The following is a 13,612-nucleotide window of genomic DNA, read 5'->3' as shown; positions in this document are numbered from 1 at the left end:
GGGTCACCCGTCTTCGTCAGACGCGCGCAGCATTTCCTGGCCCAGCTTGAACATTCCGAAGGCGATCGCGAACGGAATGCCGCCGATGAACAGCGGATAGAGCAATATATACGGTTGGTTCTGCAACCCGGTAAATGCTGTGGTGACTACAACCAGCGAGCAAAGCCCGCTGCACGTCATGATCGAGAGTCCTACCCCGAGCAACAGCCCGCCAAACAGCCGTATCATCGATCCCCCCTTGCGCGCGCCAGCACCGACGCGCCCTCGGCGCCGGGGCGGTAGAAGCTGTTATAGGTGTCGAACGGAATGATCTGCCCCTCGGGCGTCACGAAGTGGACGCAGCTCCGCTTCACCGTCGCCAGGTCGAAATTATAGCGATCGAGGAATTGCTGGATCACCACGCGGAAGCTGTTGGCATAGCTCAGCGTTTCAGGGACCAGCGCCCGCGGCAGGCAGCAGAGCACGCCCGCCAGCTTGTCCTCGGTATTGCACTGCGTCGTGGCGAGGCTGAGCAGGCCAAGGATCGCCTCGCGCAGCGCCGGATAGGCCTCATAGCTGACCGTATTCGGTCCGCTCAGGATCAGCTCGCGCGGGAGCAGCGAGGTGATCGGCGTCACGCTGGCCCCGTCGCGCAGGCCATAGCCGATGCAGATCTGGTCGGGATTGCACGGCAGCGGGATCATGTCGTCCGCCCCGAACACCCCCGACCGCGCCACTTCGCGGCGAATCTGGGTCAGGAGCATCCGGTTGGCCTTCGCATCGAACCCGTCGTTGCGCCCCGCATCCTGAACCGGCTGGAACGTCACGCCGCGCACGCACGACCATTCCAGCGCATGGTTGACGATCGCGGCGATCTCGCCGTCGTTGACGCCGCGCTTCACCACCGCGACCAGCGTCGTCGACAGCCCCACCCGCTCCAGAGCCTCCAGCGCCGCGCGACGGATGCGCGACAGCCGGGCACCGCGCAGGTTCACGAGCGCATCGTCGTCGAGGCTGTCGAATTGCAGATAAACTTCGAGCCCCGGCGCATATTCGGCGAGCCGCGCGACGAACGCCGGGTCCTGCGCGATGCGGACGCCGTTGGTGTTGATCATCACATGGCGGATCGGGCGCCGCTTGACCGCATCGAGTATCTCGAAAAAGCGCGGGTGGAGCGTCGGTTCGCCGCCGGAGAGCTGGAGGAGATCGGGCTCGCCCTCGCTTTCGACGAGCGCGTCGAGCATTCCCTCGATTACGTCGAGCGGCAGATGCGCGCCATGCATGTCCTCGGCATCGGCGAAGCAGACCGGGCAGGCGAGGTTGCACGCCGAGTTGATCTCGACGATCGCGAGGCAGCTATGCTGTTCATGGTCGGGGCACAGCCCGCAATCGAACGGGCACCCTGCCTCGGTCCGCGTCTGGGCGCGCAGCGGCCGGTCGCCGGGCTTGAGCCAATCCTTTTGCGAACGCCAATAGGGCAGGTCGTCGCTGATCAGCGTCTTTTGCACCCCATGCGCGCGGCAACGCTTCAGATAATAGACGCAGTCCTGCTCGAGTATGACCTTCGCGGGAACGGGCTCCAGACAGACCTCGCACAGGCTCGTGGTCTGGCCGTGGAAGATATAGGGCGCCGCCTTTCGATCAGGGGGCGACTGCACCGGTGCGTCCGCGAGCGATCCAGAGGAGTGCATAGACGCCAAGTCCGATCATGACGAAGTGGAACAGGTTGAACGGGCCGATCAACACGGGATAGGGCTTGAGAAACTCCCACGCAAATCGCTGTACGGCGTAGACGAGGACAAGCGCGTGGAAGCCGTGCTGCGTCGCCCATGCGCGGTGCTTGTTCAGCGCGCGCCAATAGAGGCCGAGGAAGACGGCCATCGCGATCGATTCATAGAGCGCGACCGGGTGGCGCGCGATGCCGTCGCCGAAATCCACGCCCCAGGGGAGGCTGGTCGGCACGCCATAGGTCTGGTCGGCAAGGCCCGCGAACAGGCAGCCCCAGCGACCGACGACGATCCCCACCGCCAGCGGAAGGACGAACGGCCCGCCGGTCGACCCGCGCACGCCGCGCATCCACTTCCACAGCTCGACCGCGACGATCGCACCCGCCAGCGCGCCGGCGATCGAATGCGAAAGCGCGGGCCGCGCATCGCGCAGCGTGTTGAGCGAGCCGAGCAGCCATGCACCCGTCGCCGCACCTAGCGCGAGGCTGACGAAATAACTCGGCGCCGTCTGGCGGGCGAGTGCCTCCACGCTGGTCCGGCGGCGGCGATACACCCAGCGCGCGCTCACGAATGCCGCACACCACGCGGCCAGATCGCCGACATAGTGAAGCCAGGGCGCGGTCGGAAGGTGGATCACCGGACAGGGGCTAGCATGGATGCGCCGCCGTGCGGAACTGCAGTTCGGCTCCCCCGCCAGACGCGCTTTGGCGCGCCCAATCTTTTCTTCGCTTCAATTCCCGCTGATTTGGTGTCGCTGCTGGAGGGCGGGCTGCTCGCCGGGGCGACGGGAGTCGATCGGCTGGGCAGCGGGCTCCGCGTAAGGGTGGTGGCGAGCGACGACGGGCTGGTCGAGGCGTTTTCCGCCACGCCCGGCGGCGCGTTCGCGAAGCCGCCGGGCGCGCGCCGTGCCGCTAAAGCGACGTTCGTCGCGAACGCATCGGGGTTCGGCGCAAGGCCATTGCATAGTCGCGAACTGGGAATAGGATCTGGCCACTTGTGTTGGAGACTCGCAATGGCTTCCCTGGCACTGCCGACCGGCGATCCGTTTTCGATCGTGGTGACCTCCGATCGCAACGCACAGTCGCCCGTGTGGAAATCGCTGCTCAACTGGCCCCGGCTCGGCGATGCGCATATCGATTATGCTGCGGACACCCCGGCGCAGCGCAATTTGTGGGCCGCAAAGCTCGACGAGGCAGTGCGGCGCGCGGAAAAGCCGGTGCTGCTCGTGGCGAATGGCGAAAGCTGCCTCGCCGCGGTGTGGTGGGCGCGGCTGTCGCCCGCCTCCTATGTCGCGCGCGTCGCAGGCGCACTGCTGTTCGCGCCGCTGCCGCGCGAGGTGCCGGGAGTCACCGACAAATTCGCCTCGCCGCGCACGGCACTGCCCTTCCCCTCGGCGATTGTCGGGCGTGCGCAGATCCCCGAAGCGGACCATCCGCGGCTGGCCGCGCTGGCCGAGGGCTGGGGCAGCGGCTTTCTCGACGCCGGCTGGGATGCGCTGGAGGCACCCGGCGCCGGTGCCTGGCACCAGGCACAGGGCGCGCTCGCGCGACTGACCGCACGGCTGGTCGAGCGGCGGATGCGCGCTGCCGAGGCGCTGGGCGTCTTTCCCTGAGTTGAGCGCCGCGCGCGCAAATTAATAATACTATATTCCTTGCAGGCGGGCGGGCTTTTGGGGCACCGATCGATCGAGCGCCTGGAGGGAGCCGCACGCCGATGATCGATCCCAGCATGATGAGTTTCCGATCGCTGTCGGAACGCGCCCTGTCGAGCCACGATCAGGTCGCACGCGCGCTGGGCATCGAGATACTGGCGGGGAAGCACCCCGCGGGCGCCAACCTGCCGAACGAGGCGGACCTGCTCGCCCGGTTCCAGATTTCGCGCACCGTGCTGCGCGAAGTGCTCAAGACGCTGGCGGCGAAGGGCTTGCTCGCGGCGAAGGCGCGGGTGGGCACCCGCGTGACGCCAACGGTCCATTGGAATTTCTTCGACGCCGAAGTGCTGAGCTGGAAAGTCGCGATCGGGCTCGACGACGCCTTTCGCTGCGACATGGCCGAGATTCGGCGGCTGATCGAGCCGCGCGCCGCGGCGCTCGCCGCCGAACGGCGCGACGAGGCCGCGATCGCGGCGATCCGCGCCGCGCTGGATCGGATGCGGATCGTCGACCAGGATGCGATCCAGTTCGCGCGGGCCGACCTCGATTTCCACCTCGCGGTGGGCGCGGCGTCGGGCAATGCGCTGATGCGGTCGATCGCGTCGGTGATCGAGACCGCGCTCGCCGCCTCGTTCGCACCGATCGCGCCGCGCGAGCATGCCGAGTTGCACGCTCGGACGGTGGCGAAGCACGCCGCGATTCTCGACGCGATCGTCGCGGGGGATGCCGCGGGCGCGTCCACCGCGATGTGGGGCGTGATCGACAGCGCCGCGCCGCGTACCGAAGGCTCGGCGGCGCGCGCAGAGGCCGTGGCATGAGCGGGATCGATCGCCGCACGGTGCTCGGCGCAGCAGCGGCTACCGGGCTGCTTGCGAGCAGCGGCCCGATGGCACTGGCCACCGCCGATGATCCGGTCGCGCCCTTTCGCACCCCCCATAAATTCGGAAAGCTGGTGCTCGCTGCCTCGGGCGTCGCAGGCAGCTTTGACGAGAAGTCGGTCGACTGCCCCTTCGTATTCTCGGCGAACGGGCGCTTCTACCTCACTTATGTCGGGTTCGACGGCATCGGCTACCAGACCGGGATCGCCGAATCGCGCGACCTGACGACCTGGACCAACCGGCGCCTGATCCTGCAGCGCGATCCGGCCTCGCCGGTGACGCGGTACAATATCGCTATGGCATCGATCCTGCGCGAGAATGCGCTCCAGAGTCCGGCGCGGCTGATCAAGGTCGGCGGGCGCTATCTCGGCGCGTGGCATGCCTATCCCAGCGCGGGCTATGAAGAGGGACCGGCAGTGATCGGGCTCGCCTGGAGCGACGACCTGCTCCATTGGGAGCGCGGCGACCCGATCCTGTTGCCGCAGGACGGCGCCGAATGGGAGCGCGGCGGGCTGTACAAGCCCTATCTGATCCGCGTCGGCGACACCTATCATCTCTATTACAACGCCAAGACCAGCGGCACGCCGTGGCAGGAGCAGACCGGGCTCGCGACCTCGACCGACCTGCGCCGCTGGACTCGCCACCCCGCCAGCCCGCTGCTGCGCAACGGCCCCGCCGGCAGCTGGGACGATCGCTTCGCCAGCGACCCCGTCGTCGTCGAGCATCGCGGTCGCTGGGGAATGTTCTATTTCGGGCTGTCGACCGACAAGCGCGCCCGCGACTTGCTGGCGCTCGGCACCTCGCCGACCGAATTCGCCAAGGCACCCGAGATTCTGGTCGATGCCGGCGCGCCCGGATCGGTCGACGACACCTATGCGCACAAGCCCTCTGTGCTTTTCCACCAAGGCGATCTCTACCATTTCTACTGCGCGGTCAGCGGGAAATGGCCCAACGACGTGCGCGGGCTGGCGGTCGCCCGCTCGCGCGCCTGGTAGATCAGCCGGGGCAGCCGATCCGCGCGATCACCGGCGCCGCCGCCCCGGCCATCGCGGTATAGCCCGCGTCGTTCGGGTGGAGATGGTCGCCGATCTCGAACCCCGCGATCATCCGGTCGCGCTGCGCCGGGTCGCGCGTCACCGCCTCGAAATCGATCACCCCGTCGAACGCGCCCGCGCTGCGGATCCAGCGATTGACCGCGACGCGCTTCGCCTCGCCCGCCGCATCCTGATAGGCCGCGCCGACAAAGGGCAGCAGCGTACCGCCGAGCACCTTGATTCCGCGCGCATGGGCACGCTCGATCAGCTGGCGATAGGCGGCGATCACCTGCTCGGCGGTCACGGCCTGGGCGGGGATGGTCTTGCTCGTCCCGATATCGTTGATCCCCTCGAGCAGCACGACATGCGTGACGCCGGGCACCGCCAGCACGTCGCGGTCGAACCGCGCCAGCGCATTGGGGCCGCGCCCATTGTACAACAGCCGATTGCCGCTGATCCCGGCATTGACCACCGTCCAGCAGCGCGCATCGCGCCGCGCGGCGAGCAGCGCCCCCGCCTGTGCGGGCCAGCTTGTCCGCGCCGCATCCGAAGCGCCCGCCCCCTCGGTGATCGAATCGCCGAACGCGACCAGCACGCGCCGTGCGGGCCCCCCGGCAACCTCGATCGCCGAGGCGAGCCCGGCGCTGCGCACTTCCAGCCCCTGCCCCGGATCGCGCGCCGTGGTGTCGCCCTCGCTCAGCCGCACCTTCTGCGCATGCGCGGCGGGCGTAACCGAGTCGGGATAATGGAGCGCGAGTACCAGCCTGGTGCCCGGCGTCACCGGCAGCGCCACCGGATCGCTATAGACCGGCGCCCCCGCCGGAAGGGTGACCGACGCCGCGCCAGAAAACCGCAGCATTAGCGGCGCGCCGCCACCCTCCACTGCGACGCTGGCCGCGCCGATCCGCAGCGGCTCCGAACCCAGTTCGTTGGTCAGCCGGATGCGGATGCGCGTCCCCGGCGCCGCCACCCGGATCGTCTGGCGCACGGTCTGGTCGCGGATCGGGTCGGGATAGGCGCCCTTCGACTTGGGCTCCCATCCGATCGGCGGCGCAACCCATGCCGCCTGCCAGCGATCGGGCGCCGCCGCTCCCGCAATCGCCAGCGAGGCCGGCAGGCCGAGCAGGAGCAGGGCGGCAATTCGGCGTGCGGACATGACATTCGCCTCCCAACGGACAGCAATGAGGAATTCAGGCGCTACCGGTTCGAAATACCGGCCTGCGCCGGCGTCAGCGCGACCACCGCGACGCCATGCGCGGGCAGCACGCCGTCGCGCAGGTCGCCCGTCACCGGCACTGCCCCCGCGGGCAACGCGGGCCGAAGCGGGGTCGCGCCGTGGTTGATCAGCACCAGCGCGCGCCGGCCATTCCCCGCGCGCTCCATCACCTCCAGCGCGGGGGGGGCGTCGGGAACCACCGGCGCGACACCCGCCGCGTCGAGCAGCCGCTGTGCGAAGCCGCGCAGCATCGCCTCGTCCGGCCAGACGCCGACATAGGTGATCCGCCCCTTGCCCACCCGCCGCGTCACCGCCGCGGGCTTGCCGTCGAGCCAGCCGTTCGAGGGGCCATAGCGTTCGAGAATCTCGACATCCTTCGCCTCCGGCACGAGCGTCTCGGCCCAGATCGCAGTCTCTCCCGCGCCCAGCGACCCGGTCAGCGGCGCCGCGGCATCGAGCGCATAATATTGCTCGACCCGCGCGCCGAGCAACTCGGCGAGCGGCCCCGGCTGGCGCTGCGGCCACAACGCATTGGCGTCATCCTTCATTCCCGAACGCGGCCCGAGCACGAGATGCCCGCCACCGCGGACATAGGCGGCAAGCCGATCGGCCTGCGCCTGCGTTACGACATGCAGGCTCGGCGCGACGACCAGCGGATAGCGCGCGAGATCGGCATCGACCGGGAGGACCGCCACGCCCTGCGCGATGCTGCGCAGCGGGCGATACCAGGCCGTGAACTGCTTCACCGGATCGAAATCGCGATGGTGCCGCTGCAAATCGATCGCCCAGCGGCTGTCATAGGAGAAGAGCATCGCGATTCTACCCACGGGCGCGGTCCCGGCGAGCGCCGGCGCCGCGGCGGCAGCATCGCGGGCAACCTGCGCGATCTCGTCATAGATCGGGAAGGGCGTGCCGTCGGGGCCCAGCATCGCGCCGTGATATTGCTCCTGCCCGTTCAGCGCCGAGCGCCATTGCCAGTAGAGCACGGCATCGGCGCCGTGCCCGATCGCCTGCCACGCCATTTCGCGCGTCTGGCCGCGGTCCAGCGCGCGGTTGACCGGGACCCAGTCGACGCGCCCCGGCTGCGTCTCCATCAGCCAGAAATTACGCTGCTTATACCCGCGCACCAAATCGTGGTTGGCGCCGTTGGCCAGCCAGTCGGGGCGGCCATCGGGGATGTAATTGTCCCAGGAGGCGAGATCGAGGTCGCGGTGCATCGCATAATGATCGAACCCGGCGTTCCAGAACATCGTGTTCGTCGTCACCCATTGCCGTGGGTCCGCCACGGCGCGGATCGCGCGCGCCTGCGCCTGGACATAATCGGTCCAGGTCGCCGTCGTGAAATGCTTGAAATCGAGCAGCAGCCCCGGATTATGCTGCCCCCCGGCGCGCAGCGGCACCTGTTCGAAATTGTCGTAATGCTGGCTCCAATACTGCGTGGTCCAGCGGCGGTTGAGCGTGTCGATCGTGCCGTAGCGTTGCTTGAGGAATGCGTGCCACAGCACCTGTGCCTCCGCGTCGAACGAAGGTGGGCCGACTTCATTGTCGATCTGCCAGCCGATCACGCGCGCGTCGCGGCCATAGCGGCGTGCCATCTCGCGCGCGATCCGCGTGGCGAAGCCGCGATAGCGCGCGCTCGCGAACGAGAAATGGCGCCGGCCGCCATGTTCGGCGCGCGTGCCGTTCTCGTCGACGCGCAGGATGTCGGGGTAAAGCTGGCTCATCCAGGCCGGCGGCGCGGCGGTGGGGGTGCCCAGCACCACCTGCATCCCCGCGGCGTGCGCAGCGGCGATTGCGCGGTCGAGCCATACGAAGTCGAACGCGCCTTCGCTGGGCTCCATCCGGCTCCATGCGAACTCGGCGAGCCGCACAGTGTTGAACCCCGCCTTCTGCATCAACGCCAGGTCGGTCGCCCAGCGCGCCTCGGGCCATTGCTCGGGATACCAGGCCACGCCGATCGCGAGCGGGACCTTGGGCGCGGCCAGCGCAGCCTCCGCCGCCTCGCGCTGCGCCGCTGCAGGCGGGGCGAGCGCCAGGGCCGCCAGCGCGATCGTCGCAAAGAGACCAAAGCTTCGCTGGACCACCGCACCTCTCCGTGATTAGTAATATGATATGGGTAAAGACCGGCCTCGCTCATGGCAAGCCGGAAGCAAGGAGCGAGCGGATTTGAGCGGCATCAGGCACTCCGGTATCGGGCGACGCGAGTTGATGGCGGGCGGCGGCGCCCTGGCGCTGTCCGCGGCGCTCCCGGTCGAGGTGCGCGCAGGCGGCGCCGCGTCCCCCACGCTCGACAGCGCGGTCCCCGAGCTTGCCGAGCGCTGGCGCAACCCGCCGCACGCGGCAAAGCTCGCGGCCTATTGGTATTGGATGGGCGGTGCGGTGACCAAGGTGGGGATCACCGCCGACCTGACCGCGATGCGCGACGGCGGCATCGGGCGCGCGACGATGTTCAGCATCGGCAAGAGCGGCAAGACTCCGCAGGTGTCGCCCCCCGCCGACGCGCTCACGCCAATCTGGTGGGACATGGTCGAACACGCCGCGACCGAGGCGGATCGGCTCGGCGTCGAGCTGGCGATGAACATGTGCGACGGCTGGGCGACCGCCAGCGGGCCGTGGATCACCCCCGAATTGTCGATGCAGCATCTCGTCTGGGGCGAGGTCCGCGTCGATGGCGGACGCAGCATCGACGTGGCGCTTCCCACCGGCGAGGTCCGGCTTGGCTATCATCGCGACGTCGCGGTGGTCGCAGTGCCCATCGCCCCCGAATGGGAAGCGAGCAGCGCGGGCGGCGCGGCGACGATCGTCAGCGACCTGCCGCTGGCCAATCCCGCCGCACTCGCCGATCCCGCCAATGAAGCGGTGCTGATCGACACCGGACAGGGCGGGTCGATCGACTATCGCTTCGCCCGCCCGTTCACGCTGCGCTCGGTCACGGTCCGCACCCCTGCGGCAAAGACCGGCTTTGCAACCGGCGTGCTGCGCGCCGCGAACAGCCTGTGGATCGAGGCGAGCGACGATGACAGCACATGGCGCCCGGTCGGACGGCTCGATTATCCGGGGCATGGCTGGCAGACCGACCTGACCACACTGACCCACGCCGTACCGGAGACCACTGCCCGCGCCTTCCGCTTCGTTCACCGGCCCGAGGGGCCGTTCGACTATGACGAGAACCAGGATTTCGGCCAGGAAACCGCGCTGCGGCTGACCGGGCTACATTTGTCGTCGATGCCCATGATCCACCATCTCCCGATCAAGTCGGGCGCCGCCTGGGGCCGCAGCCGCCGGATCGACGATGCGGTGCTGCCCCCCGCGTCCTGCGTCCCGCGCGCTGCCTTGGTCGACCTGACGCACGCCATGGATGCCGATGGTCGCCTGCGCTGGCGCGCGCCGCCGGGGCGCTGGCGCATCCTGCGGTTCGGCTGCACCACCACCGGCAAGAAGAACGCCGCCGCCGGGCTGGGCGAGGGGCTCGAATGCGATCGCTTCAATCCCGAGGCCGCCCGGCTCCAGTTCGAAAGCTGGTTCGGCCGCGCGCTCGACCGGCTGGGCCCCGTGGGCCGGCGCGTGCTGAAGACCGTGCATGTCGACAGCTGGGAAGCGCATACCCAGAATTGGTCGCCTGCCTTCCCTGCCGATTTCGCGCGGATGCGCGGCTATGCCCTGCTGCCCTGGCTGGCGACGATGGCCGGGGTCCCGGTCGAGTCGATGGAGGCGAGCGAAGGCTTCCTGTTCGATCTGCGCCGCACGATCGCGGAGCTGGCGCGCGACAATTTCTACGCCCCCGTCGCCGAGATGGCGCATGCCCGCGGCTGCCGGTTCAGCGGCGAGCCGCAAAGCCCCACCTTCCTCGCCGACGGGCTCGATTATGCGCGCCATGTCGACGAGCCGATGGGTGAATTCTGGGTCGATACCCCGCGCAACGACAAGCCGAACGACATTAAGGACGCGGTCTCCGGCGCGCGCATCTATGGCAACAAGATCGTCGGCGCCGAATCCTTCACCCAGGGGCTGATGACCTGGCGCGAGCATCCCTATCTGTTCAAGCGGATCGGCGACCATGTTTTCTGCGAGGGGATCAACCACCTCCACCTCCATGTCTGGGCGCAGCAACCCTGGCCCGATCGCGCGCCGGGAATGACGCTCAACGGCATCGGCTCGCATTTTGCTGCGCAGCAAAGCTGGTGGAAACCGGCCCAGGGCTGGCGCGATTATGTCGTCCGCGCCCAGGCGCTGCTCCAGGCCGGGAGCGCCGTCGCCGACATCGCCTATTTCATCGGCGAGGACATTCCGACGCGCGCGCTGATGCCGCGGGCGCTGGTGCCCGCGCTGCCCGCGGGCTTCGCCTATGATTCGATCAACCGCGACGCGCTGCTCCGCCTCGCCACGGTGCGCGACGGGCGCATCACGCTTCCGGGCGGCGCATCGTACCGCGTGCTGGTGCTGCCCCCCGGCGGCCGGATGACGCTGCCGCTCGCCGAACGGATTGCGCAGCTCGTCGCCGACGGCGCCACCGTGATCGGCCCGCGCCCCACCCGGCTTCCCGGGCTCGAGAGCGGCAGCGCGGGCGCCGCGCGGCTGGCGGCGATCGTCGCCGATCTGTGGGGCAGCGGACGGATCGCGGAAACCGCCGACCTCGCCGCATTGCTCGGCACGCCCGCATTCGTCGCGGAGGGCGTCGATCGCATCGAATGGACCCATCGTCGCGGCCCCGGCTGGGCGATGTTCTTCCTGTTCAACCCCTCCGACCATGCGGTGCGCTTCGTAGGCCAATTCCGCAGCACCGGCGCGGCGCCCGAGCTCTGGGACGCCGATCGCGGTACGATTGAGGCGGCGGGCGCATGGCGCGAAGAGGGCGGCGCGACGCAAGTGCCCGTCGCGCTCGATCCTGGCGGATCGGCGTTCCTGCTGTTCGCGGGGACCTATCCAGGGCGCCCGGTCGCCGATCTCGCCACGCCCGCCGCGCGCTTCCGCCGCACCGGGCGCGGGATCGATCGGATCGCCGACACCGGCAGCCCGATCGCCGTGCCCGGCCCCTGGACGCTGCGCTTCGCCGAGCGGCTGCCGCAACCCCGCACGGTGCGGCTCGATCGCCTGCGGTCCTGGACCGAGCTGGAGCCGCCCGAACTGCGCTTCTATTCGGGCGTCGCGACCTATGCGACCACGCTCCACCTGCCCCCCGCCCGCGCCGACCGCGAGCTGGTGCTCGATCTGGGCGCGGTGGCCAATCTGGCAACGGTGCGGATCGACGGGCGCCAGATCGGCTATGCGTGGCGCCCGCCCTTCCAACTCGTGCTGCCCGCCGGGCTGGGCGGACGCGTGACGATCGAGATCGATGTCGCCAACACCTGGCGCAACCGGCTGATCGGCGACCATGGCAAGCCCGAGGACGCGCGCGTCAGCCATGTCGTCCCGATGCTGCGCAAGGGCCAGCCCTGGCTGCCCGGCGGCGAGGGCGCGACGCTCGATCCCGCTGGGCTGCTCGGCCCGGTGCGGGTCCTCACCCGCACCGTGACCCGCGTCAGCGGGCGCTGACCGCCCGTCCGCCGGGGGCGAAGCGGATGCGGAGCGCATAGGGCATGCGCTCCGCGTCGTTTGCGGCCGGAAGCGTTATCGCCAGCCCCTTGGCGGTCTGCTGCCACGCGACGGCGCTTCCGCCCAGCACTTCGATCGAGGCGATCGGGCGCTCCAGATAGGGGGTGCCGGCGTACAGCGTCTTGATCAGCACGCGCCCATCCGCCGGGCGATCGAGCCCCATCGCGTACAGCGTCTCGCCGCGCGTCGTGAAGCGGATGTCGGACGACGTGAACGTCTTGTTCGCGCTTTCCGACTTCTCGCCGGTGGCGGCAAAGGTCGTGCCTTCGCCATAATATTTCCATGGCCGCGTATCGTAAATCGCCTCGCCGTTCACCGCCAGCCACGCGCCGATTCCGCGCAGCACGCTCGCCGCCTCTTCCGGAATCGTGCCATCGGCGCGCGGGCCGACATTGAGCAGCAGATTGCCGTTCTTCGACACGATGTCGATCAGGTCGCCGACCAGCGACTTGGCGGTGCGATAGCGGTCGTTCTGGGCATAGCCCCAGCTGCCGATGCTGACCGAGGTATCGGTCTGCCACGGCAGCAGCCGCATCGAATCGAGCTTGCCGCGCTCGATGTCGAGCAACGCGGCGTTGGCGGGGAAATGCTCGCCCTTGTACGTGATCGCCGGCCCCTGCCCGCGTGCCTTGGCCTCGTTGTAATAATAGGCGGTGAGCTTGCGCAGATAGGGGTCGAAGCGCGGCGCCATCGTCCACCAGTCGAGATAGATCAGCTCGGGATGATATTTGTCGACCAGCTCGGTCGATCGCGCCAGCCAGTCGCGCAGAAAGGCGTCGTCGGGCGGCTGCCAATTCTCCAGATGGCTCGGATGCGGTTCGCTGTCGGGGCTGTCGGCGGGCAGCGTGCGCGGCGCGGCGGGGCCATAGAGCCCGGCATAGCGCGGATCGTTGACGTCGCTGTCATAGCCGCGACCGGCATTATACCACCAATAATGTTCGGCGCGGTGCGACGACAGCCCGAAATGCAGCCCCGCCGCGCGCGTCGCCTGGGCCAGCTCGCCGGTCACGTCACGCTTCGGCCCCATCGCGACCGCGTTCCAGTCGGTCATGCCGCTGGCGTACATCGCAAAGCCGTCGCAGTGCTCGGCGACCGGGATCACATAGCGCGCGCCTGCCTGTTTGAAGAGCGCGATCCACCCCGCGGGATCGAACCGCTCCGCCTTGAACTGCGGAATGAAATCCTTGTAGCCAAAGCGCGACTGCGGCCCGTACACATTCTGGTGATAGGTGAAGGCCGTGTTCCCCGGCACATACATGTTGCGCGAATACCATTCGTTCGCGAACCCCGGCACCGCATAGGGGCCCCAATGGATGAAGATGCCGAACTTGGCGTCGCGAAACCATTCAGGCGCGCGGAACCCGCCCAGCGACTCCCAGTCGGGCTTCAACGTACCACGCTTCAGCTTGGCCTCGACTGCGGCGACCTGCCGGTCGACGGCTTCGGTCTTGTAGGTCTGCGCCGATGCCGCTTGAACGGCGAGCAGCGACGCTGCGGTGACGAGCGACAGGCGCATCCAGGGGCGCATCGGCATA

10 protein-coding genes are annotated in these 13,612 nt (G+C 68.8%); 4 read left to right on the top strand and 6 right to left on the bottom strand.

The genetic code is table 11. From position 1 onward, the window contains the following. Positions 1-3 precede the first annotated feature (3 nt). Genes TS85_RS25690 through TS85_RS22850 form a run of 3 tightly spaced genes read right to left on the bottom strand, consistent with a single transcriptional unit; the run spans position 4 to position 2,343 of the window. Positions 4-228, bottom strand: a complete 225-nt coding sequence (locus TS85_RS25690; protein WP_155006535.1) for a hypothetical protein — start codon at positions 226-228, stop codon at positions 4-6. Continuing rightward, positions 225-1,637: a radical SAM protein gene (locus tag TS85_RS22855; RefSeq protein WP_227698588.1), complete on the bottom strand. Its 1,413-nt coding sequence runs from the start codon at positions 1,635-1,637 to the stop codon at positions 225-227. The genes TS85_RS25690 and TS85_RS22855 overlap by 4 nt, the downstream gene beginning before the upstream one ends. Next, positions 1,621-2,343 (bottom strand): prolipoprotein diacylglyceryl transferase family protein, encoded by a 723-nt coding sequence (locus tag TS85_RS22850; RefSeq protein WP_044335342.1) that lies wholly within the window; start codon positions 2,341-2,343, stop codon positions 1,621-1,623. The genes TS85_RS22855 and TS85_RS22850 overlap by 17 nt, the downstream gene beginning before the upstream one ends. Positions 2,344-2,454: 111 nt before the next feature. On the opposite strand from TS85_RS22850, the gene TS85_RS22845 reads away from it, so the two are divergent. The 3 genes from TS85_RS22845 to TS85_RS22835 all read left to right on the top strand — a co-directional run bounded on the left by TS85_RS22845 (position 2,455) and on the right by TS85_RS22835 (position 5,230). Beyond that, entirely contained in the window at positions 2,455-3,318 is an 864-nt protein-coding gene (locus TS85_RS22845) for an alpha/beta hydrolase (protein ID WP_227698812.1), read from the top strand. Between the two features lie 101 nt (positions 3,319-3,419). Next, on the top strand, positions 3,420-4,175 hold the full coding sequence (locus TS85_RS22840) for a FadR/GntR family transcriptional regulator (protein ID WP_044335340.1): 756 nt from the start codon (positions 3,420-3,422) through the stop codon (positions 4,173-4,175). Further along, positions 4,172-5,230, top strand: coding sequence for a glycoside hydrolase family protein (locus TS85_RS22835; protein ID WP_052508071.1), 1,059 nt, complete (start codon positions 4,172-4,174; stop codon positions 5,228-5,230). The genes TS85_RS22840 and TS85_RS22835 overlap by 4 nt, the downstream gene beginning before the upstream one ends. Before the next feature lies 1 nt (position 5,231). Here the strand turns inward: TS85_RS22835 and TS85_RS22830 are convergent, their stop codons facing one another. Next, positions 5,232-6,425 (bottom strand): SGNH/GDSL hydrolase family protein, encoded by a 1,194-nt coding sequence (locus tag TS85_RS22830; RefSeq protein WP_044335338.1) that lies wholly within the window; start codon positions 6,423-6,425, stop codon positions 5,232-5,234. A 41-nt stretch (positions 6,426-6,466) separates the two neighbouring features. Next, positions 6,467-8,569, bottom strand: coding sequence for a beta-galactosidase (locus TS85_RS22825; protein WP_044335337.1), 2,103 nt, complete (start codon positions 8,567-8,569; stop codon positions 6,467-6,469). Between the two features lie 82 nt (positions 8,570-8,651). Between TS85_RS22825 and TS85_RS22820 the strand changes: the two genes are divergently transcribed. Beyond that, positions 8,652-12,017, top strand: a complete 3,366-nt coding sequence (locus tag TS85_RS22820) for a glycosyl hydrolase (protein ID WP_162184759.1) — start codon at positions 8,652-8,654, stop codon at positions 12,015-12,017. Here the strand turns inward: TS85_RS22820 and TS85_RS22815 are convergent. After that, positions 12,004-13,605 (bottom strand): alpha-L-fucosidase, encoded by a 1,602-nt coding sequence (locus tag TS85_RS22815; protein ID WP_227698587.1) that lies wholly within the window; start codon positions 13,603-13,605, stop codon positions 12,004-12,006. The genes TS85_RS22820 and TS85_RS22815 overlap by 14 nt on opposite strands. Between the last annotated feature and the right edge of the window lie 7 nt (positions 13,606-13,612).

This window comes from Sphingomonas hengshuiensis, from assembly GCF_000935025.1.
Lineage (GTDB): Bacteria > Pseudomonadota > Alphaproteobacteria > Sphingomonadales > Sphingomonadaceae > Sphingomonas > Sphingomonas hengshuiensis.
Note: the sequence above shows the minus strand (reverse complement) of the source record. Positions and strands in the feature narration are given on the sequence as shown.